The sequence below is a fragment of the Romboutsia sedimentorum genome, assembly GCF_030131845.1.
Classification (GTDB): domain Bacteria; phylum Bacillota; class Clostridia; order Peptostreptococcales; family Peptostreptococcaceae; genus Romboutsia_D; species Romboutsia_D sedimentorum.
Map to the genome: position 1 here is coordinate 561,038 of NZ_JASKYM010000002.1, position 23,256 is coordinate 584,293.

At 27.0% G+C, this 23,256-nt stretch carries 23 protein-coding genes and 1 pseudogene; 20 read left to right on the forward strand and 4 right to left on the reverse strand.

Annotation, left to right across the window (positions count from 1 at the left end; all coding sequences use genetic code 11):
* Positions 1–69: 69 nt before the first annotated feature.
* Positions 70–1,320: a cation:proton antiporter gene (locus QOZ84_RS07880; RefSeq protein ID WP_284132406.1), complete on the forward strand. Its 1,251-nt coding sequence runs from the start codon at positions 70–72 to the stop codon at positions 1,318–1,320.
* A gap of 88 nt (positions 1,321–1,408) precedes the next feature.
* Here the strand turns inward: QOZ84_RS07880 and QOZ84_RS07885 are convergent, their stop codons facing one another.
* A complete protein-coding gene (locus tag QOZ84_RS07885; protein WP_284132407.1) occupies positions 1,409–1,714 on the reverse strand; it encodes a DUF1540 domain-containing protein in 306 nt (101 codons plus the stop codon).
* A 107-nt stretch (positions 1,715–1,821) separates the two neighbouring features.
* Positions 1,822–2,160, reverse strand: coding sequence for a thioredoxin domain-containing protein (locus QOZ84_RS07890; protein ID WP_284132408.1), 339 nt, complete (start codon positions 2,158–2,160; stop codon positions 1,822–1,824).
* A gap of 102 nt (positions 2,161–2,262) precedes the next feature.
* Between QOZ84_RS07890 and QOZ84_RS07895 the strand changes: the two genes are divergently transcribed.
* From QOZ84_RS07895 to QOZ84_RS07915, 5 genes are all read left to right on the forward strand, one after another.
* Complete coding sequence (locus QOZ84_RS07895) at positions 2,263–3,462, forward strand: cation:proton antiporter domain-containing protein (RefSeq protein WP_284132409.1); 1,200 nt, start codon at positions 2,263–2,265, stop codon at positions 3,460–3,462.
* An 88-nt stretch (positions 3,463–3,550) separates the two neighbouring features.
* The gene (locus tag QOZ84_RS07900; RefSeq protein WP_284132410.1) at positions 3,551–4,306 is read left to right on the forward strand and encodes a nitroreductase family protein; all 756 of its coding nucleotides are present in this window, start codon (positions 3,551–3,553) and stop codon (positions 4,304–4,306) included.
* Between the two features lie 5 nt (positions 4,307–4,311).
* A complete protein-coding gene (locus tag QOZ84_RS07905; RefSeq protein ID WP_331496538.1) occupies positions 4,312–5,121 on the forward strand; it encodes a potassium channel family protein in 810 nt (269 codons plus the stop codon).
* Between the two features lie 199 nt (positions 5,122–5,320).
* Positions 5,321–6,490, forward strand: coding sequence for a double-cubane-cluster-containing anaerobic reductase (locus QOZ84_RS07910; protein ID WP_284132412.1), 1,170 nt, complete (start codon positions 5,321–5,323; stop codon positions 6,488–6,490).
* Between the two features lie 8 nt (positions 6,491–6,498).
* Positions 6,499–7,254: an acyl-CoA dehydratase activase gene (locus tag QOZ84_RS07915; protein WP_284132413.1), complete on the forward strand. Its 756-nt coding sequence runs from the start codon at positions 6,499–6,501 to the stop codon at positions 7,252–7,254.
* Between the two features lie 105 nt (positions 7,255–7,359).
* On the opposite strand, the gene QOZ84_RS07920 is transcribed toward QOZ84_RS07915, so the two are convergent.
* Entirely contained in the window at positions 7,360–8,421 is a 1,062-nt protein-coding gene (locus QOZ84_RS07920; protein WP_284132414.1) for a hypothetical protein, read from the reverse strand.
* 251 nt (positions 8,422–8,672) lie between these two features.
* On the opposite strand from QOZ84_RS07920, the gene QOZ84_RS07925 reads away from it, so the two are divergent.
* The 12 genes and pseudogenes from QOZ84_RS07925 (at position 8,673) to QOZ84_RS07980 (ending at position 19,603) form a co-directional block, all read left to right on the forward strand.
* Positions 8,673–8,894: a hypothetical protein gene (locus QOZ84_RS07925; protein ID WP_284132415.1), complete on the forward strand. Its 222-nt coding sequence runs from the start codon at positions 8,673–8,675 to the stop codon at positions 8,892–8,894.
* Between the two features lie 201 nt (positions 8,895–9,095).
* On the forward strand, positions 9,096–10,034 hold the full coding sequence (locus tag QOZ84_RS07930; RefSeq protein ID WP_284132416.1) for a protein kinase domain-containing protein: 939 nt from the start codon (positions 9,096–9,098) through the stop codon (positions 10,032–10,034).
* 176 nt (positions 10,035–10,210) lie between these two features.
* Complete coding sequence (locus tag QOZ84_RS07935; RefSeq protein ID WP_284132417.1) at positions 10,211–10,450, forward strand: hypothetical protein; 240 nt, start codon at positions 10,211–10,213, stop codon at positions 10,448–10,450.
* Complete coding sequence (locus QOZ84_RS07940; RefSeq protein ID WP_284132418.1) at positions 10,425–11,582, forward strand: hypothetical protein; 1,158 nt, start codon at positions 10,425–10,427, stop codon at positions 11,580–11,582. Before QOZ84_RS07935 ends, QOZ84_RS07940 begins: the two co-directional genes overlap by 26 nt.
* Before the next feature lie 12 nt (positions 11,583–11,594).
* A pseudogene (locus QOZ84_RS07945) lies at positions 11,595–12,074 on the forward strand (GGDEF domain-containing protein); the annotation flags it as partial.
* Positions 12,075–12,158: 84 nt separating this feature from the next.
* Complete coding sequence (locus tag QOZ84_RS07950) at positions 12,159–13,799, forward strand: tetratricopeptide repeat-containing diguanylate cyclase (RefSeq protein ID WP_284132419.1); 1,641 nt, start codon at positions 12,159–12,161, stop codon at positions 13,797–13,799.
* 239 nt (positions 13,800–14,038) lie between these two features.
* A complete protein-coding gene (rbsK, locus tag QOZ84_RS07955) occupies positions 14,039–14,947 on the forward strand; it encodes a ribokinase (RefSeq protein ID WP_284132420.1) in 909 nt (302 codons plus the stop codon).
* Between the two features lie 4 nt (positions 14,948–14,951).
* Positions 14,952–15,347: a D-ribose pyranase gene (gene rbsD, locus QOZ84_RS07960; RefSeq protein ID WP_284132421.1), complete on the forward strand. Its 396-nt coding sequence runs from the start codon at positions 14,952–14,954 to the stop codon at positions 15,345–15,347.
* Complete coding sequence (gene rbsA / locus QOZ84_RS07965) at positions 15,347–16,840, forward strand: ribose ABC transporter ATP-binding protein RbsA (RefSeq protein ID WP_284132422.1); 1,494 nt, start codon at positions 15,347–15,349, stop codon at positions 16,838–16,840. Before rbsD ends, rbsA begins: the two co-directional genes overlap by 1 nt.
* 1 nt (position 16,841) lies before the next feature.
* The gene (gene rbsC / locus QOZ84_RS07970; RefSeq protein ID WP_284132423.1) at positions 16,842–17,816 is read left to right on the forward strand and encodes a ribose ABC transporter permease; all 975 of its coding nucleotides are present in this window, start codon (positions 16,842–16,844) and stop codon (positions 17,814–17,816) included.
* Between the two features lie 12 nt (positions 17,817–17,828).
* Positions 17,829–18,722: a ribose ABC transporter substrate-binding protein RbsB gene (gene rbsB, locus QOZ84_RS07975; protein ID WP_284132424.1), complete on the forward strand. Its 894-nt coding sequence runs from the start codon at positions 17,829–17,831 to the stop codon at positions 18,720–18,722.
* A gap of 314 nt (positions 18,723–19,036) precedes the next feature.
* Entirely contained in the window at positions 19,037–19,603 is a 567-nt protein-coding gene (locus QOZ84_RS07980) for a 3D domain-containing protein (protein ID WP_284132425.1), read from the forward strand.
* A gap of 65 nt (positions 19,604–19,668) precedes the next feature.
* Here the strand turns inward: QOZ84_RS07980 and QOZ84_RS07985 are convergent, their stop codons facing one another.
* Complete coding sequence (locus tag QOZ84_RS07985; RefSeq protein WP_284132426.1) at positions 19,669–20,778, reverse strand: DEAD/DEAH box helicase; 1,110 nt, start codon at positions 20,776–20,778, stop codon at positions 19,669–19,671.
* 334 nt (positions 20,779–21,112) lie between these two features.
* Between QOZ84_RS07985 and QOZ84_RS07990 the strand changes: the two genes are divergently transcribed.
* Positions 21,113–22,303, forward strand: coding sequence for a D-alanyl-D-alanine carboxypeptidase family protein (locus QOZ84_RS07990; RefSeq protein WP_284132427.1), 1,191 nt, complete (start codon positions 21,113–21,115; stop codon positions 22,301–22,303).
* A gap of 208 nt (positions 22,304–22,511) precedes the next feature.
* Positions 22,512–23,225 (forward strand): 30S ribosomal protein S2, encoded by a 714-nt coding sequence (gene rpsB, locus QOZ84_RS07995; RefSeq protein WP_284132428.1) that lies wholly within the window; start codon positions 22,512–22,514, stop codon positions 23,223–23,225.
* Positions 23,226–23,256 lie beyond the last annotated feature (31 nt).

A 23,256-nucleotide genomic window follows, 5' to 3' on the forward strand; every position in this document is an offset into this window, starting at 1 on the left:
GCAAAAGTTAGGAATATAATGTATTTTATCGAAAAAGACAAAAGAAAAAATAATGAAGAGGTGAATACAATGGAAGAAATTGCAACTAATAATTTGTTATTAATATTTTCTGCTATTGCTATAACGGGTATAGTTTTAGGTAAAGTAAGTGAAATTATAAAGATACCAGACGTAATTTTATATTTAATAGCAGGAATCATAATCGGACCAGCAATGCTTAATTTAATTAGTATAGAGTCTTTCCCTATAGAGAATAACTTAATACTTACATTTGGTTCAGCATTTATATTATACGAAGGCGGTAGAGAAATAAATCTAAAAGTTTTAAATAAAGTAAAGCTAAGTGTTGGTATGTTGTCAACAGTGGGGGTTTTGATATCAGCAGGAGTAGTTGGACTATTTGCTCAAAAAATATTTGGTGTACCAATAATGACAGCTTTACTTTTAGGAGCAGTAATAGCATCTACAGATCCAGCAGCACTTATACCAGTATTTAAACAAGTAACAATAAAGGATAAGATAAAGCAAACTGTAGTTAGTGAGTCTGCTTTTAACGATGCAGTTGGAGCAATATTAGTTTCTACATTACTTGGAGTTGTAACAAGTGGACAATTTTCAGTAGGTAAGAGTATGGAAGAATTAATAATATCAACAGTAGTTGGAATAACTGTTGGTATAGTTATGGGGTATGTATTCTCGCTTTTAATATGTGATAAAAAGTGGGGGGTATTCCACTCATATGCACCAATAATGTCTATATTAAAAGTAGCTTTAGCTTACGAACTAGCTGTACTTTTCCATGGTAGTGGATATATGGCAGTATTTATTGCAGGACTTATTGCAGGAAATAAAAAATTATTTGGACTTTGGGTTCCTGAATATGATTTTCATTCAGAACATTGCTTTAGAGAAAGTATTGGATCATTGTGTCGTATGGGAATATTCGTTGTATTAGGAACACAAGTTGATTTAACAGCGCTTTCAAAATACTGGGCACCAGCCCTTTTAGTAGTTTTAATATTAATGTTTGTGGCTAGACCACTTGTAGTTTTAATATCTACATCATTTGATAAAGAAGCAAATTGGACGTTTAAAGATAAGTTATTCATGATGTGGGTTAGAGAAACAGGTGTTATACCAGCTGCATTATCGGGTATAATAGTTTCTATGAAGTTACCAGGATATGAAATAATATCTTCAGTAGTATTTATGACGATACTTGTAACTCTTATAGTACAAGCTAGTACAACAAAGTTAGTGGCTAAAAAGCTTGGAGTACTAGAACCAAGTGAAGAAGAAAAAGTAAAGTTTGTAGCTTAGAAATATTAATTAAAAAATATTATTTTGAAATTAAATTTAACCTAGATAACATTCATCTGAAAAGTTGAATATTATCTAGGTTTTTGTTTTATTTTAATACAAAAGTTTCACAGCTAGCATTTTCAAGATTAATCTCAACATAGCTTGAAGCACATCCTCCGCTTATATTGTATTTACAATTATTAGCGCAACAAGAAATATTTTGGGAGTTAGTTAAAGATATTTCACCACTATAGTTAGACAAATTAAAAGAAGTATTATCTTTAAATGTATCGCAATAAGTTTCGGGTGTTATAGAAGCTTCAAAGCCTTCTATTTTTATATGAGAAGCATAACATTGAAAAGACTTGTTAAATGAGCAGTTATGGTTTAAACAGTTTAAATTAGTTTGCATAAATTACCTCCTAAAATTAATTATATTAATAGTATGGTAAAATTAAGAAAAATTAATCATTAATAATAAAAGTTATAATATACAAAATAAAATGTTCTATTTAAAAATTATACTTTTTCCATTATATCTAAAAAATCTTCAACACTATCTAATATGTATTTTTCTTTATAATAATCAAGTTTTATATTCTCAAAATTATTAAAAGTTTTTACTTTAAGAGGTCTTTCTTCAAAAATTCCTATGATATTAAAATCTTTATCAAGTACTGCAACAGTAGGACCTTTAAAGTCTTTAATATCTAATATTGGAGATAAAAAATTTTTACTACGAGCCATAGTTATAACAGAGATGTTAAAGTTAGAATTTATATCACAAAACTTTTTCAGTATACTTATGTTAATTTTTATAATTAATCTACCCTCTAATATAAAATTTACTATAACCATACTATTATTAATGGAAACATTTATCTATGTTTAAATAAAAAATATGCAAAACATAATTAAAAACAATTTGTTTTTTAAGTTTAAAATACTAGGAGGATAAGTATGGTAACAGTATTAATAAGTTTAATCATAATAGGTATTTTAGCAAATTATAGTGGGAAATTGGCAGAAAAATTCAAATTGCCATCTTTAATAGGTATGATGATATTTGGTATGTTAATAGGGCCAGCATTATTTAACTTAGTGACAAAAGACGTTTTACAGATAGCGCCATCTATAAAAGATATAGCGCTTGTAATAATTTTATTTATAGGTGGATTTGTAATAAGTTTATCTCAAATAAAACAAATAGGTAGACCAGCAGTTTTATTAAGTATAGTATCAGCAACACTAGAAGGATTTACTATAGCGTTTTTATGCATTATATTTTTAGATTTTACTTTTATACAAGGAGGGATTCTTGGTTTTATAATAGCCGCAGTAAGTCCAGCCATTTTAATACCTTCTATGGTATCATTAATAGATAAAAAATTAGGGCAAGATAAAGCAATACCACAAATGTTGTTAGTTGGGGCAAGTTGTGATGATACTGTAGCAATAACCTTATTCACAACATTTTTAGGGATATATATGCAAAGTGAATTAGGGCAAAATTCTTCAGTATTTACACAAATATTATTAATACCTGTAACAATTATATTAAGCTTAATGTCAGGATTTATAATATTTAAGTTAAGTAAGAAATATATACAAAAAATAGATAATGATTATGGAAAAGTTATACTAGCTTTTATAATTTGTTTAGCAATGAGGTATGTAGAAAAAAATTTACATGTGCAGATATTTAACTCGTTGTTAGTAATAATGGTATATGGATTTTTTATTAGAAATTATATAAAAGAAAGTTCTAAAATAATATTGGAGAAAATGAATTTTATTTGGAAAAATGGGGAATTATATTTATTTACATTTGTAGGAATGGCTATAAACGCATCATTAGTAGGAAAATATTTTTTAGTAGGTATAGGGATACTATCAATATCTTTGACAATACGTTCAATAGGGGTTTTAATTGCACTAAAAGGAACAAACCTTAATAAGTCGGAAAAAATATTTTGTATAATAGCGTATCTACCAAAAGCAACAGTACAATCTGCAAAGGCATCAATACCTTTACAAATGGGAGTTGCAGGTGGAGAAATAATGCAAGCAATGGCTATACTTAGTGTTTTGATTACAGCTCCGATAGGCGCTATAGGGATAAATCTAACTGCAGATAAAATGCTTGAAAAAAGTAGGTAAAAAAATTTGAATTTATAAATATAATTAAGGAAAAATATGCAAACTATATATAAATAAAAAATATATAAATTAGAAAGGATAGGAATATATGGAATTACAAAAACATTGGAAAAATTCAATAGATAGAAGAACCTCGAGACGAACTTATATAGACCAAGACATAGATGATATGGATATATTAGCTATTTTAAAATTAATAGATAAAATAAATGAAAAATCTTCTCTTAATATTCAATTCATAAAAGATGGAGAAGAAGGAATAAGTGGATTTAAGGCTTCATATGGAATGATAAGTGGAGTAAAATCTTTTATAGCTTTAGTAGGTAATAATAAAATTGAAAACTTCAAACAAAAACTAGGGTACTACGGAGAAATGATAGTATTAGAAGCTACATCTATGGGTCTTGGTACTTGTTGGGTAGGCGGAACTTATGATAATAAAAAATGTGCAAGCCATATTAAATTTAATGAAGAAGATGAATTAGTTTGCATAATAGTAATAGGACATACGCCTAAAGAGCTATCGATAAAAGAGAAGGTGGTTAAGAAGCTAAATAAAAAAAATAAAAAACTTGAAGATATACTAATATCAAATAAAAATAATATTTGTTCATGGATTGAAAGTGGCATAGAATGTGCACTAAAGTCCCCTTCAGCTTTAAATAAAAAAGAAACCTCATATGAAATATATGAAAATAAAATAAAAGCATTTATATCTAGTAAAAATTATGGGTATGAAGAAATTGATTTGGGAATTTCAATGCTTCATTTTGAATTAGGAGCAGAAAGTAAAGGCTATAAGGGGAATTGGCATTATAAAAATGGAAAGCATTTATTCCATTAAATAAAATGAGAAAAAAATATATTATTTATAATATCACTATGGCATCACTTTCATTAGTAGTTGCCATAATTTTGGTTTTACAATTAACAATGAATTTGAACTATAAAACAAATAAGATTTTAACTATTATTGATTTTATAATATGGTTAATTTTTGTATTTGACTATGCTAGCAGATATTGTAAGAGCACAAATAAGAAAAAATTTATTAAAAGAAACTATATACATTTAATTTCTATTATACCTGTATATTCTATATTTAGAGTATTCAACACATTAAAAATCGTAAGAATAAGTAGGCTAGCGAGGTTATCAGAAATAAGTAAGGTTGTAAGAATAGTGGCTATCTTGAAAAAAAGTAACGATAATTTTTCTGAGTTTATTAAAACAAATAAGTTTAATTATACTATAGGCATAGGTATAAGTTTGATACTTGTAGGCTCATTAGCAATGTCTTATGTAGAACAAATAAGCATAGGAGATGCACTTTGGTGGAGTATTGTAACAATAACAACAGTGGGATATGGAGATATTTCTCCTACTTCACCTTTTGGAAAAATTATTGCAGCAATTCTAATGGTAATGGGGATTGGATTTATAGGTTCTTTAAGCTCAACATTATCTACATATTTTATTAAAAAAGAGCATAAGAAATATCATGATGAAAAATTAAAAAAAGAAATCAGATTTAGCAAAGATGATTATAAAAATAAATTAATAATTGATACAATAATAAGACTAGAAGAGTTTGATGAACTATCCAAAGAAGAATTAAAAATAATGTGTGATGTTTTGAAATCTTTAAAAATAAAATAATCATATAATTTATACAAAATAGTTATCGAGTTAATACTTCATAACTATTTTATTTTTTATTAAATTAAAATATAACTTTAATTTAACATATATAATTCATCTATACAAACAGTTGATACTATAGATATAACCATTAACAAATAAAGGGAAACCATGATAAAATTTTATATAGAATAAAATGTAAAAAGGGGGAAATAATATGACGAATTTACCAGAAAAATTTGAAAGTTTTAATGAAGCAAGAAGAGCTGGGTTTATAAAGGCTAAAGAAATTAAAGAGAGTGGAAAGAAAATGGTTGGAGTTTTTTGTACATATACGCCAGTAGAAATACCTATGGCAGCAGGAGCTGTTACAGTTGGAGTTTGTGGGGTTAGTGAAGAAGCAATACCAGATGCGGAAAAAGTACTTCCAAGAAACCTTTGTCCTCTTATAAAATCAAGTTATGGGCATGCAATAACAGATACTTGTCCATATTTTTATTTTTCAGATATGCTAATAGGGGAGACTACTTGTGATGGTAAGAAAAAAATGTATGAGGAGTTAGCTAAAATCAAGCCTACTCATGTAATGCATTTACCTAATATGCAAAGAGGAGAATATACATACAAACTTTGGAAGGAAGAAATAAAAGTATTAAAAGAGGAAACAGAAAAAGCATTAGGGGTTACTATTAGTGACCAAGATATAAGAGATGCAATTAAAGATAAAAACGAAGAAAGAAGATTATTAAAAGAGTATTATGAACTTGCTAAATTAAATCCATCGCCTTTAAGTGGTATGGAACTTCATCAAGTATTGTATCAGTCAGGGTTTAAATTTGATAGAGCTGATCTTAAAGATGAGCTAAGAAATATTATAGACTCTGTAAAACAAAAATACCAAGAAGGAAACTGTCAAAATAATATTGATAAACCGAGAATACTTATAACAGGATCTCCAATAGGAGGAATAAGTGAAAAAATAATAACAACAATAGAAGACAGTGGAGCATCTATTGTAGCATATGAGCTTTGTGGAGCTATAAGAAACAATGATTCATTAGTCGATGAAGAGAATGAAGATGTATATGATGCATTAACTGAAAAATATTTAAGCATAGGTTGTTCTTGTATGATGCACAATGATAATAGAATGGAAATGCTAGATAGATTAGCAGATGAATATAAGGTAGATGGAGTTATAGATGTTGCACTTCAAGCTTGTCATACATTTAATGTTGAAAGCTTTAGAGTAAAACAACTTATGAATAATAAAAACATAGCGTATATGGCAATAGAAACTGATTACTCTAAATCAGATACAGAACAATTAAGAACTAGATTTGAAGCATTTATAGAAATGATTGAAGATGGTGTATGTGTAAAATAGGAGGCAATATGTATAGTATAGGCATTGATTCAGGCTCTGTAGCAACTAAGGGAGTATTATTTGATGGAGAAAAAATTCTTAAAAAAATAGTTATTCCAACAGGTTGGAGTCCAAAATCTACATCAAAACAAGTTTATGAAATTTTAAGTGAAGGTATAGCAGAAAATAAAATAAAAAAAATTGTAGGAACTGGCTATGGTAGGGTGAGTATGGATTTTGTTAATAAGAAAGTTACAGAAATAACATGCCACACTAAGGGGATACATTTTTTAAATAAAAATATCAGAACAATATTAGATGTAGGAGGACAAGATAGTAAAGTTATAAATTTAGATGAAGATGGAAATATATCTAATTTTATAATGAATGATAAATGCGCAGCTGGAACAGGACGATTTTTAGAGATAACTTCAAATCTGTTAGGCAGTGATATAGAAGATATTGATACATTAGCAAAGGATGCTAATCCTGTTGATATATCTTCTATGTGTACAGTTTTTGCTGAGAGTGAAATAGTTAGCTTACTTGCAAGAAATGTAAGTAAAGAAAGCGTAGCAGCTGGAATTTTAAAATCTATTGCAAATAAATCTACAGCTATGTTAAATCGTGGTGAAGTTGTAAATGAAGTTGCATTTACTGGGGGACTTGCAAAGAGCAAAGTTCTTGTTAGTATGGTAGAGGATTCTTTGGGTAAAGATGTATTTATTGCACAGGATACTCAAATAATAGGCGCTCTTGGTGCAGCAGTAATAGGATTTAGATAAAGTAGTATACCCCCTATCGTATTTTACGATAGGGGGTATTATTTAAATAAATTAATGTATTAAGGGGTATAATACAAAAACTTTTGATACCATGTTATTTTGATTTTATGAATTTAGCTTACTCTTATAAAAGTTTATAGTAGCATCTTTTAAAGATATTTTATTAGGATTAAATCCTATATCTTTTAAATAATTATAAAAATCTAAATCATATGCATAACTAGCATTTTCATATGTACTTCCAAAATATAAGTACTCTAGATACTTTGAATATCCAGAAATTAAATTTTCTAAACACCAATCATTAAAACTGTAAGAGCCTTTATCAAAATTGTTGTAGTCAGATTTAAAATTTTTATCTTGATTTAATGTAGAATAAAAATTTAAATACTCTTTACTAGTAGAGAATGTATCAAATAAAGGGCGAGCGTATTTGTAAAAATGAATACTTACAATATCTGCTGGTGTTACATTTAGACCTATTGTAGAGATCATTACATTGTCATGTTCAAATGCTTGAGATACAAGAGGATTTAAATTATAATACATAATAGATTTATAATGTTTTGGCAGTTTAATACCAGATGAAGTTTCTATAAATTTTATTACATCAACTTGGTTATCAGATAACTTTTGATTTAAATTATTAGCTTTTCTATCATATTTATATTTCTGTTTTTTGTAGTAAGATTTAAAATGTTCGTCATAAAAATAAATAAAAAACTTTTCTATATCATTTTTCAAATCATCAGATAAGTTTAAATATTTATCACGATTTAAAGTATTTATTATTTCATCAACAGAAGCATCATCATTTAAGTTTATAACTGTATTTATATATTCCCAAGAATCTTTAGATTTAAATATATTCTCAAGAGAACTTTTCATTTCTTTATCCATATTAGAATATGTGTTTTTTAACCAGGTATAATGCTTATAAGCTTGATTTGATTTGTCTTTATATAAGTTTTTATTAAAGTTTTTAGTTTCATTTATGTTTGTATCATATACCTCTGAAGCTGTTTGAATTAATGAAATTTTCAAAGTAAGTTCCTTTATGAGTATGTCAGATTTATAAGTTTGAGCATTGGCGCTAGTATCTTTGCCTATTGCAAAAATAATTACTAAAAGTACAAACATAATAAGCAAAAATTTTTTAGAATTCAAATTACCACTCTCCCTATATAAGACTATATATATAGATTGAATATTTTTATTAAAATACCTTTTAAAATCATTCAACAAGAAATGCTTATAAAAAATGCAGAAATAACACAGTATATGTATATATAAGTAAAAGTATAAAGTTGAATCTGTATATTTAGCTGAAATAGATGGTGCAAAAGGTGTATAATTTGAAGAAGTAAGTATATAATTATATTATTAATAAAAAAAAATATTTAAATTCTAAGGGTGTGATGGAAATTAATACAAAAGAAGAATTTGATATACTTAATAAATTTTTAAATAAAAAAAGATTAACATATAATGAATTTAATAGCCTCATAGGAAATTATTTTGTAAAAGACTATGAAGAACTAGAAGATAACTATTATTTGGTAGAGGTTTTAGTAAATTCTATACCAGGTAAAAAATATTACACTGATTACATTGAAATTATTAATCAAAATAAAAATTAAAGTAAGTTAAGAAAAATCCGTAAACAAATATATACGGATTTTTTTGTTGTTTAAGTAATAAACAATAATAAAAATAAGTTTTTTAGGTTATAAAAAAATATTTTTAAAAGATAAAAGTAAAAATATGGAAATATATATATAAATTGATATAATTATATATATATTATGTTTTAATAAAGACAGGAAGTGGGGAATTTATAATTGAATTTTATAGGTAATAGATATGAATTATTAAACTGTGAAGATAATATAGAATTAAATAAAATGTATAAAGCAAGAGATGTTTATTATAATAAGAAGGTATTAATAAAAATAATAGAACACAATACGAATATATGTGAAAATTTCATATCAAATTTAATAGATGAAAGTACTATGACCCATCAAATAAATTCTCCATATATATTGAAAATTATAGATGTTGGGATACACTGTACGGAACTAACTACGCTTTACTATATGGTAAGTGAAGAATGGGAAGGTATGCCTTTAGAGAATATAATAAAAGGAAACTATCTTCATTTAAATGCCATAGTAAGTATTGCTATACAAATAGTAAAAGCTTTAGAAGTTTTAGATGCACATAATATGTATCATGGAGATTTAAATCCAAGTAATATAATGATAGACCGAAATTATAATGTTAAAATTTGTAATCTAGGAACTACAAAATCGAATAATGGAACAAATATAAGAGCTTGCAATGAAATTAAATATTTATCACCTCATCAATTATGTATAAACTATACTGATATAGAAAGTGATATTTTTGCATTAGGGATTGTATTATTTGAATGTATATTTAAAGTACTACCTTTTAGTGAATGTGAAAATGAAAAACAAATGCTTAAAAATATTGATAAAGGTGTTAATTGGATAGAGTTAAAAGCTATAAATGGAAATGATAAACTTATAAATATTGTAAAAAAACTTTTAAACAGAACTCAAAAATATAATAATATACAAGAATTGATAATAGATTTAAGTTTAGTTATGTATGAAAAAGCAGATATAGATGATGCACTTATAATAAAAAATTCAAAAATACAAAATAAAAAAGCTGGATTTATAAAAAATAAAGTGGTTTTAGCAATTGCTACGCTTAGTTTAATATTTTTTATTTTACTAAGTATGATATAAAACAAAAGCCTTCGTATTTAATACGGAGGTTTTTATTTTTATTACAAATATTAAATAAAAATAGAGATTAAAATAAATAACTTTATATTTATTTTAATCTCTATATGAGATGAGATATATAGTATGTAGAAATAAAAAATAAGTTAATAAGCACGTTTAAGAAGGGTGATATTTAGGTGAACTATGAATTGATAGAAACTTATATAGATGATTTAAGAAAAAAAGATGAACACAGTATAGAATTAAAATATATAACAAAAATAAAGTATGATCTGAAAAAATATCTAAATGAATTAAGTGAAAAAAGTTATTATGAATATTCAAGATGCTATTTTTTACTTATGCTTATAAATAGGTACATGCAAAATAAAAAAAATATAAAAAAACTTATTGAGATCAATAGAACTGTTAGATAAAAGCAATTCAAATAGTAAAAATTATGAGGCCATATTATATGGATACTTATCAAACTACCATACCCAATATAGTGATACAAACACATCTTTACAAGTATATCAAATTGCTAGAGATAAATTTGAATTAAGTTGTGACGCTGATGAATTGATACAATTTTATTTAAGACATATTAAATTATTAATGAATAAAAGTTGTACAGAAGGAGAAATACAGCCATATATAGAAAATATACATAGGTCGATAAAGGAAAATGATGTAAAATATGTTGCTAGGTATTATTGTGATATAGCACAAATACATTTATCTGTATTTGACAATACAGTAGGGGCTATATTCTATTTATCACAATCCTTGGATTTATCAATAAAAACATTACAAGTTGATTTAGAGATTAGAAATAGAATATTTTTAGCACTAAGTTATACATTATTAGGAAATTATATAGAATCAGTAAACTATTTAAAACCAATTTTAAGTGATCCTAGATACAAGAAAATAAACTTAGTATATAAAATTACGGTGGCAAATAATTTAATGTCTAATTACCTAAAGTTAGGGCTAAACAACTGCGCATATGAATGTTTAGAAAGAATACAATCTACTTATATATCTAATAATTTGCTAAATGAAATGCAATTAAAAATGATAATTTATATGTGCAAGGCAGAATATTATAGTTTAGTAGAACTAGACAAAATAAAAGAAGCTGTAAGGTATATAAAAAAGAGTAGAGTATTATATGAAAAAAATAAATATAAAAATATATATCGAAATGTAGATATAATGATAGATAAAATAGAAGCAAATATTTATTATAAGTTAGGAAACTATGAAAAAGCATATAAATTACACCAAGTAGGTCTTGAAAAAAGTTTGGAGAAAAATCTTAATAATTCAATAATTGAGTTTTATAAATTACTATCTATGGATTGTGAGCAGTTAAATGATTTTAAGGGCTCTATAGCAAATTTAAAGCAACATGTGATTTTAAAGGAGCAATGGGTAAAAATCCAAAATGATAAATATACAGAAATATTATTAAAAGAGTATGATATAAATGAAAAAGAAGAAAAAATAGATGAATTAAACTCTTTAAAAGACGTTTTAGTTAGTAAAAGAAATAAAGATTAATTAACAGGATTATTAAATAGAAGATTTTTAAATGAATTTATTAGTCAAAACTTAAGTAACGATAGTAAAGAAAATGAACTGGTATCAATACTAATGATAGATATAGATTATTTTAAAAAATATAACGATAAGTACGGTCATTTAAAAGGTGATGAAATATTAACTAAAATAGGAGAACTTTTAAACGAAATAGCTTATAAGCATATGGCAATAAGATATGGAGGAGAAGAGTTCTTAGTGCTACTTAAAGATATAACATATAAAGAAACTATAGAAATAGCTAATGAAATATTAAACAAAGTAGATGATTTAAATATTGAGCATGAAACATCACCATTAAATTCTAAAATTACAGTTAGTATAGGGATAGCAACGGGAGAACAAGAAAAAAGCGGGGATTATAATAAGCTAGTAGACGATGCCGATAAGGCACTTTATATGGCTAAGAAAAATGGTAAAAATAGATATATACATATCAAAAACATGTGTTAATCTAATGAGGGGATGCTTTGATATGAATTTTGATATGAAAAAATAATAAAAGATGTAGAAATAAAATCAACATTGTTAATTGATATGGATTATTTAGAAATAATTATTGTCAAAGTATATGAACAAATTGATGAACTAGAAAAGAATAATAATTATTTAGAGTTAGTAAAAGTATATTATCTTTTAGCACTAGAGTTAACTCTTAAGAATCAAATAACTGAAAGCATAGTATGGTGGGAAAAAAGCTTAGAGATATCCAAAAAATTAAATAATAATTTTTGCAGTGGTAAGATTTATTCTAGATTAAGTTATTCTAATATGAAGAAAAATAATTACACAATATCAAGAAGACTTTTTATTAAATCAATAACATTACTTAAAAAAGAAAATAATATACAGCAAATAACATTAGCATATATTCAAAGATTGCTGTCAATAAGGTGGCAAGAAAAAAACAAAAATATAATAAGAGTATATTTAGATAAAGTATTAGGATTAATGAAATATTTTATGGAAGGTATGAAGATAGGAGAAAAATATGGAATAATTGAAATGAATGCATTAGTTTTATATTACTTAGGAAGTATATATTTAGATTATATAAATAATCCATCAGAAGCCATAAGAAATCTAGAACCTTTGATATATAACTCTAAATATGACTTTATGAATAAAGAACTAAAAGGTTCATCATTTGTGGCTTTAATTAATGCATATATAGATGAAGAGAAACTAGAAGATGCAAGAGTGTGTATAAACTATGGAAATGAATATCTAAAATATATAAATTATAATATAGATGAAGGCACGAAAATTATGTTAGTTTATTTAGAAGCTAAGCTAATATCAAAAGGGTACAAAGATATAGAAAAAGGTCTTGACTATGCTTTATCTGCTAATGATAGATATAAAAAAAATTTATCAACATTTAAATACACTTATTTTGATTATAACATAAATAATATTATTGGAGATTTATATTTTAAGCTTGGTGATCATACTAAAAGTATAGAATATTATCAAGAAAGTATAAAAAATAGCAAAAATTGGGGAAATATTTATAAAAAGAATGCATACTATTCTTTGGCTAGAGTATATGAGTATCAGCAAAATTATAAAGAAGCATTAAAATATTATAAAATATGCGAGAATATTTTTAGTGAATTTGAAAAGATATATAAAGAAGAAGAAATAAAAAATTTAGATATATATAATAGCATAATGAAAGAAGAATCATATAGAGATGAATTAACTAAATTATTCAATAGATGTTATTTAAGTGAGATTATAAAAAATAATGTAGCATTAAAAAATATAAGCATAATAATGATAGATATAGACTATTTTAAATACTATAATGATAATTATGGTCATATAAAAGGTGATAAAGTATTAATAAGTGTATCACAATCGATAAAAAATAGTTGTAGTGAATGTGAAGATGAAGTAATAAGATACGGTGGAGAAGAGTTTTTGATAATATCATATAGTCAGGATAACGATTATATAAAAAAATTGCCTAATGAAATTTTAAAAAATATAAATGAACTTAATATAGAACATAACTACTCTAAAGTGAGCAATAACATAACGGTTAGTATAGGTGTAAGTCGTGGCGATATAAACATTAGTGATGATTATAATACATTAATAAAAGAAGCAGATAAAGCTTTGTATATATCGAAGAAACAAGGACGTAATAGAGTAACACAAAGTGAAATTTGAAATATATTTAGAAATAGATTCAATAGAGGCGTTAATTATAAAATAAACTTTATAATTAACGCCTCTATATTGAAATAAACACATAAATACTTAAAAATTAAGTATTAAAATGTAAAAATATATATTTTAATGCTTAAATGTGTTGCACTAAAAAAACGAATGTGATATTCTATAAAAAGTTAAATGAATAATAAAATGAAATAATTGATATAGATTAATGTTATATAGGAGGCACTATTGTGAAAAAAATATGTGTTATAGGAAGTTTAAATATGGATTTAGTAGTAAATGTAGATACAATGCCTAAAAAAGGGCAGACATTAATAGGAAGCAATTTCAAAGAAGTACCAGGTGGAAAAGGTGCCAATCAAGCTGTTGCTATGGCAAGATTGAATGGAGATGTATCTATGATAGGTAAAGTTGGAAACGATGGGTTTGGAAAGGCTTTAATAAATGCGCTTGAAAATGATAAGGTAAATACAGATTACATACAAATAGAAGAAGGGTCAAGTGGAGTTGCACTTATAAGCGTAGATAAAAATGCAGAAAATAGTATAGTAGTAGCACCAGGAGCGAATTTTAAATTAACTAATAGTGATATAGATAAGAATATAGAAGCTATAACTAATAGTGATATAGTAGTATTACAACTTGAAACACCACTTGAAACTATAAAGTATGCTTTAAATGTAGCAAAGAAAGCTTCTAAATATACAATATTAAATCCAGCTCCAGCAGTTATATTAGAAGATGAATTAATAGCAAATGTTGATTTATTAACACCTAATGAAACGGAACTTGAAATAATAAGTGGTATGCAAATAAATAATGAAGAAGATATAAAAAAAGCAGCGCAAATAATGATAGAAAAAGGCGTAAAAGAACTTATAGTTACATTAGGATCAAAGGGTAGTTTGTATATAAATAAAGAAAAAAGTATATTTAAAAAAGCATGTAAAGTAGAAGCTATAGATACAACAGCTGCAGGAGATAGTTATACTGGAGCATTAGCAGTAGCATTTGCTCAAGGTAAAAAAGTAGAAAAAGCAATGGACTTTGCATCAAAAGTAGGAGCACTAACAGTTCAAAAAGAAGGAGCTCAAAGCTCACTACCAACATTAAAAGACGTAGAAAGTTTCAGGGGGTAAAAAAATGAGAAAAACAAAATTAATAAATAGTGAAGTATCATATACACTATCAAAGATGGGACATACAGATAGTTTAACTATAGGCGATTGTGGGCTACCAGTACCAACAAGCGTAGATAGAATAGATTTAGCATTAAAATACGGAGTACCAACATTTTTAGAGACATTAGACACAATATTAGAAGAGTTGTGTGTAGAAGAAATAATAATAGCCAGTGAAATAAAAGAAAATAATAAAGAAATATATAAAGAAATACTAGAAAGATTTAAAGATATAAAAATAAATGAAGTATCTCATGAAGAGTTCAAAAACTTAACAAAAGAAAGTAAAGCAGTAGTAAGAACCGGAGAGTGTACTCCATATGCAAATATAATACTAAAGTCGGGAGTTGTTTTTTAATGAAATTACCTATTTTAAAAATGACAAATATAGTAAAAGAGTTTCCAGGAGTTAAAGCTTTAGATGGAGTAAACTTAGATTTGTATGAAGGTTCTGTAATGGCATTGATGGGAGAAAATGGAGCGGGTAAATCTACACTTATGAAAATTTTAAGTGGAGTTTATAAAAAAGATGGTGGAAAGATTTTTTATAATGGAGTGGAAGAAGATATAAAAGGGCCAAAAGATGCAACAGCAAAAGGAATAGCAATAATTCATCAAGAGCTTAACTTATTACCAGATTTAAGCATAGGAGAAAATATATTCTTAGGGCGTGAGCCTAAAAAAGGGCTTAGAATAGATTTCAATAAACTTTATAAAGATAGTGATCAATTACTTAAAAAATTAAATATATCAACAAGTTCAAAAGAACTAGTACAAAACTTAAGTATTGGTGAACAACAAATGATAGAAATAGCAAAAGCATTATCATTAGATGCAAAAATAATAATAATGGATGAACCTACAGATGCACTTACGGATAAAGAAAGTAAAAGTTTATTTAATGTAATAAATGAATTGAAGTCTGAAGGCAAAGCAATAGTATATATATCACATAGATTAAAAGAAATATTTGAAATTTGTGACTCTATAACTGTATTAAGAGATGGTAGATATGTTGGTCGTGAAAACATAGAAAATCTAGATGAAGATAAAATGATAGAGATGATGGTAGGAAGAAAACTTACAGAACAATTCCCAAGACTTAAGGTTGATATGGGAGAAACTGTTCTTAAAGTAGAAAATCTTAACAATCAGTACGTAAAAAATGTAAGCCTTGAAGTTAAAAGTGGAGAAATATTAGGGATATCAGGACTAATGGGAGCTGGAAGAAGCGAGCTTGCTAAAACTATATATGGACATATAAGAAAAACTAGCGGTAAAGTTTATGTAAAAGGAAGAGAAATAGACAATCAAAGTTCTAGAGATGGATTAAAAAATAGAATAGCATATGTTAGTGAAGATAGAAAAGGTGATGGGTTAATACTTGATTTATCTGTTAAAGAAAATATGTCGATATCATCATTAGACAAAATATCATCTTTATTTAGAATAAATAAAAACAAAGAAAATGAAAGAGTAAAAAGTTATATAGATAGAATAAATATAAAAACTCCAAGCCAGAATCAATTGATAAGAAATTTAAGTGGAGGAAACCAACAAAAAGTAGCAATAGCAAAAGCACTTATGACACATCCTGATGTTTTAATACTTGATGAACCTACAAGAGGCGTAGATGTTGGAGCTAAAAAAGAAATATATGACCTTATAAATGATTTTAAATCTCAAGGTAAAGCAGTGATAATGATATCTTCTGAAATGCCTGAAATACTAGGATTAAGCGATAGAATATTAGTTTTAAGTCAAGGTATGATAAGCGGAGAATTTGATATAAAAGATGCAACGCAAGAAGCAATACTAAAATGTGCGGTAGAAACTAAGGAGGCAATATAATATGGCAACAAAATGTATACAAAATACAGAAAACAAAAAAATAGACAAAAAAGATTTATTAGTAAAATACAGAAGTTTAATAGGTTTAATTTTATTAATAGCTGTAGTATCTATACTAAGCCCATCATTTTTAAGCACTAAAAATATATTTAATATATTAAGACAAACATCAGTAAATGCAATAATAGCAGCAGGAATGACTTTTGTAATATTAACAGGTGGTATAGATTTATCAGTAGGTTCTATACTTGCGATAAGTGGAGCATTTTGTGGTAGTTTACTAGCATCTGGTCAAAGTATAGTAGTAGCAATAATAGCGGCTTTATTAGTAGGAGCTGTAGTAGGATTTTTAAATGGATTTATAATAGCTAAAGGAAAATTACAACCGTTTATAGCAACGTTAGCTACTATGACAATACTTAGAGGATTGACGTTGGTATTTACAGATGGAAAGCCAATAACTCTTGGTAGTAGTGAATTAGCAGTTAACTTTGGTAAAATAGGTGGAGGAAGTATACTTGGAATACCTACACCTGCAATAATAATGATATTAATATTTGCAATATGTGCTTATATATTAAGTAATACTAAAATAGGAAGATATACATATGCATTAGGTTCAAATGAAGAAGCAACAAAGCTATCAGGGTTAAATACAGATAAAATAAAAATATGGGTATACACAATAAGTGGTATATTATCAGCAATAGCAGGTATCATAATAACTTCAAGATTATATTCTGCTGGACCTTCAGCAGGAACTGGGTATGAATTAGATGCAATAGCAGCAGTAGTACTTGGAGGAACAAAACTTGCAGGTGGAAAAGGTAAAATAGGAGCAACGATAATAGGAGCATTAATAATAGGTGTATTAAGTAATGCACTTAATATATTAGATGTATCGTCATACTATCAAATGATGGTAAAAGGTGTAGTTATACTAATAGCTGTACTTTTAGACAGAAAAGATAACTAAGGGGAAATAAAAATGAAAAAATTTCTTTATATAATAATGAGTATAATCATGTCATCATCTTTGTTAGTAGGGTGCCAAGTTAAAGATGATTCTAGAGTTAAAATAGGACTTATAGTATCCACGTTAAATAACCCATTTTTCGTAGATTTAAAAACTGGGGTAGAAAAAAGGGCTGAAGAACTAGGATATGATGTAGTAGTACTAGATTCTCAAAATGACCCAGCAAAAGAAGTGTCAAACATGGAAGATATAACTGTTAAAAATGTAGACATAGTACTTTTAAATCCAGTAGATTCTGATTCAGCTATAGCTTCAGTTATGATAGCTAATAATTCAAAGTTAGCTGTAGTAACAGTAGACAGAGCAGCTAATGGTGGAGATGTAATATCTCATATAGCATCAGATAATATAGCTGGAGGAGATATGGCTGCTAAGTTTTTAATGGAAAAACTAGGTTCAAAAGGTAATGTAGTAGAATTAGAAGGTATAGCAGGTTCTTCAGCAACTAGAGATAGAGGTAAAGGATTTGAAGATGGAATAAAAGAAAGTGGATTTAAGTTAGTAGCAAAACAAAGTGCAGATTTTGATAGAACTAAGGGACTTTCGGTAATGGAGAACATAATTCAATCAAAAGATAAAATAGATGCCGTATTTGCACAAAATGATGAAATGGCATTAGGAGCTCAAAAAGCCTTAGAAGGTGCTAATATGAAAGATGTATTAGTAGTTGGGTTTGATGCAACAGCTGATGCAGTAGATGCAGTTAAAAAAGGAAAATTAGCAGCAACTGTAGCACAGCAACCAGTATTAATAGGTAAAACTGCGGTAGATGCAGTCAATAAAATATTAAAAAATGAAAAAATTAAAGAGTATATACCAGTACAGTTAAAATTAATAACAAAGTAATTTTAAAAAATAAAAAATTATAGACTATATTACAAAGAGCATTGCCTAATTAGGTGATGCTCTTTGTAATATAAAAAATAAAAAATAATACAGTCCTAATTATAAAAAAATAATACATTCAAATTTGCTCAATAAGAGGGTTATATAGTATATCCTAAAGTCCAAAATTGTAAACAAAATTTATAAAAATGTAACTAAATTGTAATTAAATATTCAAAAAATAGTTTACAAACTAGAAACAAGAGTGTATCATATACTTATTAGAAAGTTACAAAAAGGTAACAAAGATTAAAAAAGGGGAATGGGGTGCTTTTATGATAAAGAAATTTACAGTGCTATGTATGTTACTTAGTGCAGTTATATTTACACTAGGAGCAACAGAAACATTTGCGGATAGCATGGCAACAGTAACAACTAACTTGAATGTAAGAAGCGGACCATCAACTAGCTATAAAGTGATAGGGTCTTTAAGTAAAAATAAATCAGTAACAGTATTAAGTAGTAGCAACGGCTGGAGTAAAGTGAAATTATCTAATAACAAACAGGGATGGGCAAGCAGCAAGTATATAAAAGCAGGATATACAAATACAACTAATTCTCAAAATAAAGATAAAAGATCAGTTAATGTTGTAGCTACAGCATATACTGGTTATAGTACAACATCAACAGGACAAAAGCCGGTATGGGGAACAATAGCGGTAGATCCAAAAGTAATCCCATATGGAACTAAAGTATATATACCAAAGTTTGATAAAGTATTTATAGCAAACAATTGTGGTGGAGCTATAAAAGGTAACAAAATAGATGTATTTATGAATACAGAAAAACAATGTTCTGACTGGGGAAGAAAAACTATAGAAATACAAATTCTTGGAAAATAATAAATTATTATATATATAAAAGTGGAGAGCATATGCTCTCCATTTTTTATTTATAAATATATTTTTTATTTTTCTAATATTCTTTTTTTGATTTTAGATTTAATAGTACTTTCTATTTCATCTAACATCTTTTGATTCTTAGGATCTATAAAAAGACAAGTATAACCTTTTTCGCCAGCTCTGCCACATCTACCTATACGATGTACATAAGACTCTACACTTTCTGGGATATCATAATTATAAATATGACTAACACCACTAACATCTAAACCACGAGCGGCAACGTCAGTAGCTATTAGGTATTGAATTTCAGCATTTCTAAAAGATTTCATAATTCTCTCACGCTTAGATTGAGTTATATCACTGTGAAGTTTAGCACAGTTGAATCCTTTTTTATAAAGATCTTCTTCAAGTTTGTCAGCTCTTACTTTAGTTCTGCAAAAGATTATAGACATAAAAGGGTTATCTTCATTTAAAACACTACATAAAGCTTCTTGTTTATGTCTATCAGTGCTTTCAACAACTTCTTGAACTATGTTTTCTAACGTTATTTCTTTATTTTTTATAGAAACAACAGATGGATCATTCATATATCTATAAGCTAGTTTTTTTACAGCGGAATCCATAGTAGCAGAGAAACATAACATTTGACGTTTTTTTGGTGCGAAGGTCATTATAGATTCTATGTCATTTTTAAATCCCATAAAAAGCATCTCATCAGCTTCATCTAAAACTATAGTATTTAGCTTGCTAAGATCTATAGTTTTTCTCATAAGATGGTCTATAAGTCTACCAGGAGTAGCTATTATTAAGTGAATATCTTTTTTTAATTTTTTAAGCTGAGACCCAATATCTTTACCACCATAAGCTGCAAGTACTCCAATATTTTTACCCTCTTTTAGCTTATTAGCTTCTTCTGTAATTTGTATTGCTAATTCTCTAGTAGGGGATACTATTAAAGCTTGTACACAATTTTTAGATGTGTCTATATTTTCAAATATAGGAAGTAAAAAAGCTAAAGTTTTACCAGTACCTGTTTGAGCTTGAGCAATAACATCCTTTCCACTTTGGATAAGAGGGATACTCTCCTCTTGTACAGGAGTAGGATTAGTTATACCATTTTTTTTTAAAACATTTATGATATCATCATTAATTTCTAAATTTTTAAAATTCATAAATAAGTTACCTTTCATTTAAAACAAAATTTTATTTTAATAATAAGCCTATTTTAGGCTATTTAAATTGTAATTTAACCAGATTTTACTTTCTATATAATAGCATAATAGCTAAATTAATACTAATAAATTTATAAATAGAAATTATCCTACCTTATATAAGGTAAAATGCTTGATAATATTATTCCTAAATCTATTAAATAATATATTATAAAAATAATAAAAGTAGTTAGCAAATAATTACTGATATATTATGGACACAAAAAGGAAAAAACTAATATATGCCTATTAATAAAAAAATAAACAAACTTACTAATCCAAGAAGGTGAAGAAAATGAAAAACGGAGCAAAAAAAATACTAGTTCTAAGTATCATCGTTGCTTTTTTAACTCCTAATTTTGTTTATGCTAAGGAGAAAAAAAATGTAGATAAATTTTCAAAATCATCAATACTTATAGACCAAGACACGGGCAGAGTTTTATATGAAAAATCAGCAGATGCCAAAAGTCCACTAGCTAGTTTAAGCAAAATGATGACATTTTTAATTGCAATAGAAGCTATAGAAAATAATGAAGTAAAAAAAGAAGATATAATAACTATAGACAAATCTATTGCTAAAGTAAATGGATCAAGTTATCATTTGAAAGAAGGCGAAAAAGTACCATTAATAGAACTTATGAAGGGGCTTATGATAGTGTCTGGAAATGATGCAGCAGTAGCTATATCAAAACATATAGGAGGAGACACTGATAAATTTGTAAAGCGAATGAATAATAAGTGTCAAGAAATTGGCATGGTAAATACTCATTTTGTTAATCCAAACGGTCTTCCTATATATGACTTGAAAAATCCTTCTAAGCCGCCAAAAGAGAATATATCCACAGCAAGAGATATAGCTATATTAGGGAAGTATATGTTTGATAACTATGAAAAACAAGTAGTAGCTATAACTAATATGGAAATTTACTCAAATCCTGCTAGAAGTTTTCAAAAAAATAATACAAATGCTGCACTGCTTAGTATGTTACCTAATGTAGATGGAATAAAAACAGGATACACAGGAAATGCTGGATATTGCTTATCTTTTTCTATGGTAGTTGAAAAAGATGAAAAGAACGAAAAACAGCATAGATTAATAGGAGTTACATTAGGAGCAAATCATAAAAACAAAAGACTAGGAGCAGCTTTAAGTATGCTTAATTATGGTAAGGAAAACTTCTCTACAAGTAAAGTAATGCAAAAAGATAAATTAATAGGTAAAAAATATATAAAAGGAATAAATGAATTAGAAGTAAAGCTTATAGCAGATAAAGAACTTTATATAATATTAGAAAATGACGAAACTCTAAATTCTCAAATAACTTTTAAAGAAATAAACTATCCAATTAAAAAAGGTGATGTAGTTGGGGTAATAAAATATTATACGAATAATGGAGAAATACTAGGGAGTGTAAATATAGTTAGCGCCAATGATGTAGATAGTGCATCTTTTAAAACTAAAATAAAAATGATATTTACTGATTAGATAAGGCGATAATTGTATATAATTTATACAAAAAAGGATAAAAATAAAAGATATAAAAAATATTGTAATTTAAAATCACCTATGATATACTACTAGAGGTGAAAAAATTAAAATAAATCACACACGACAATGGGATCCTGGGAAGGTGCCTAACAGGTTTTTTTGGGAGATGATCATGTCGGAGGTATAAAACCAAGGAGGAAATATAATGTCAGTAATATCAATGAAACAATTATTAGAAGCTGGAGTTCACTTCGGACACCAAACAAGAAGATGGAACCCTAAAATGGCTAAGTATATATTCACAGAAAGAAACGGAATATATATAATTGATTTACAAAAAACTGTAAAGAAAGCTGAAGAAGCTTACAGAGCTATGAAAGAAGTAGCTGAAACTGGAAAGCCAGTTTTATTCGTAGGAACTAAGAAACAAGCTCAAGAAGCTATAAAAGAAGAAGCTGAAAGATGTGGAATGTTCTACGTTAACGAAAGATGGTTAGGTGGAATGTTAACAAACCACAAAACTATCCAAACTAGAATAAAAAAATTAAGACAATTAGAAAAAATGGAAGCTGAAGGTGTATTCAACGTTCTTCCTAAAAAAGAAGTTATAAAATTAAGAGCTGAAAAAGAAAAATTAGAAAAATACTTAAACGGTATGAAAGATATGCCTGAATTACCAGGAGCTATGTTCATAGTTGACCCAAGAAAAGAAAACATAGCAATACAAGAAGCTCACAGACTAGGAATTCCTGTATTCGGAATAGTTGATACTAACTGTGACCCAGAAGAATTAGATTTCGCTATCCCAGGTAATGATGATGCTATAAGAGCTGTAAAATTAATAACTGCTGCTATGGCAACTGCTATAATAGAAGGTAGACAAGCTACTGAAGAAGAAACTACTGAAGAACAAGCATAATCAAAAAATAACAACTGAATGGTAAGGGTCT

Coding starts and splice junctions, on each gene's coding strand:
- QOZ84_RS07910 (WP_284132412.1), top strand. CDS start 5,321: ATGACGAATTTACCAGAAAAATTTGAAAGTTTTAATGAAGCAAGAAGA.
- QOZ84_RS07950 (WP_284132419.1), top strand. CDS start 12,159: ATGGATTATTTAGAAATAATTATTGTCAAAGTATATGAACAAATTGAT.
- QOZ84_RS07980 (WP_284132425.1), top strand. CDS start 19,037: ATGATAAAGAAATTTACAGTGCTATGTATGTTACTTAGTGCAGTTATA.
- rbsC (WP_284132423.1), top strand. CDS start 16,842: ATGGCAACAAAATGTATACAAAATACAGAAAACAAAAAAATAGACAAA.
- QOZ84_RS07990 (WP_284132427.1), top strand. CDS start 21,113: ATGAAAAACGGAGCAAAAAAAATACTAGTTCTAAGTATCATCGTTGCT.
- rpsB (WP_284132428.1), top strand. CDS start 22,512: ATGTCAGTAATATCAATGAAACAATTATTAGAAGCTGGAGTTCACTTC.
- QOZ84_RS07895 (WP_284132409.1), top strand. CDS start 2,263: ATGGTAACAGTATTAATAAGTTTAATCATAATAGGTATTTTAGCAAAT.
- QOZ84_RS07985 (WP_284132426.1), bottom strand. CDS start 20,778: ATGAATTTTAAAAATTTAGAAATTAATGATGATATCATAAATGTTTTA.
- QOZ84_RS07900 (WP_284132410.1), top strand. CDS start 3,551: ATGGAATTACAAAAACATTGGAAAAATTCAATAGATAGAAGAACCTCG.
- QOZ84_RS07915 (WP_284132413.1), top strand. CDS start 6,499: ATGTATAGTATAGGCATTGATTCAGGCTCTGTAGCAACTAAGGGAGTA.
- rbsD (WP_284132421.1), top strand. CDS start 14,952: ATGAGAAAAACAAAATTAATAAATAGTGAAGTATCATATACACTATCA.
- QOZ84_RS07880 (WP_284132406.1), top strand. CDS start 70: ATGGAAGAAATTGCAACTAATAATTTGTTATTAATATTTTCTGCTATT.
- QOZ84_RS07905 (WP_331496538.1), top strand. CDS start 4,312: ATGAGAAAAAAATATATTATTTATAATATCACTATGGCATCACTTTCA.
- QOZ84_RS07890 (WP_284132408.1), bottom strand. CDS start 2,160: ATGGTTATAGTAAATTTTATATTAGAGGGTAGATTAATTATAAAAATT.
- rbsB (WP_284132424.1), top strand. CDS start 17,829: ATGAAAAAATTTCTTTATATAATAATGAGTATAATCATGTCATCATCT.
- rbsA (WP_284132422.1), top strand. CDS start 15,347: ATGAAATTACCTATTTTAAAAATGACAAATATAGTAAAAGAGTTTCCA.
- QOZ84_RS07925 (WP_284132415.1), top strand. CDS start 8,673: ATGGAAATTAATACAAAAGAAGAATTTGATATACTTAATAAATTTTTA.
- QOZ84_RS07885 (WP_284132407.1), bottom strand. CDS start 1,714: ATGCAAACTAATTTAAACTGTTTAAACCATAACTGCTCATTTAACAAG.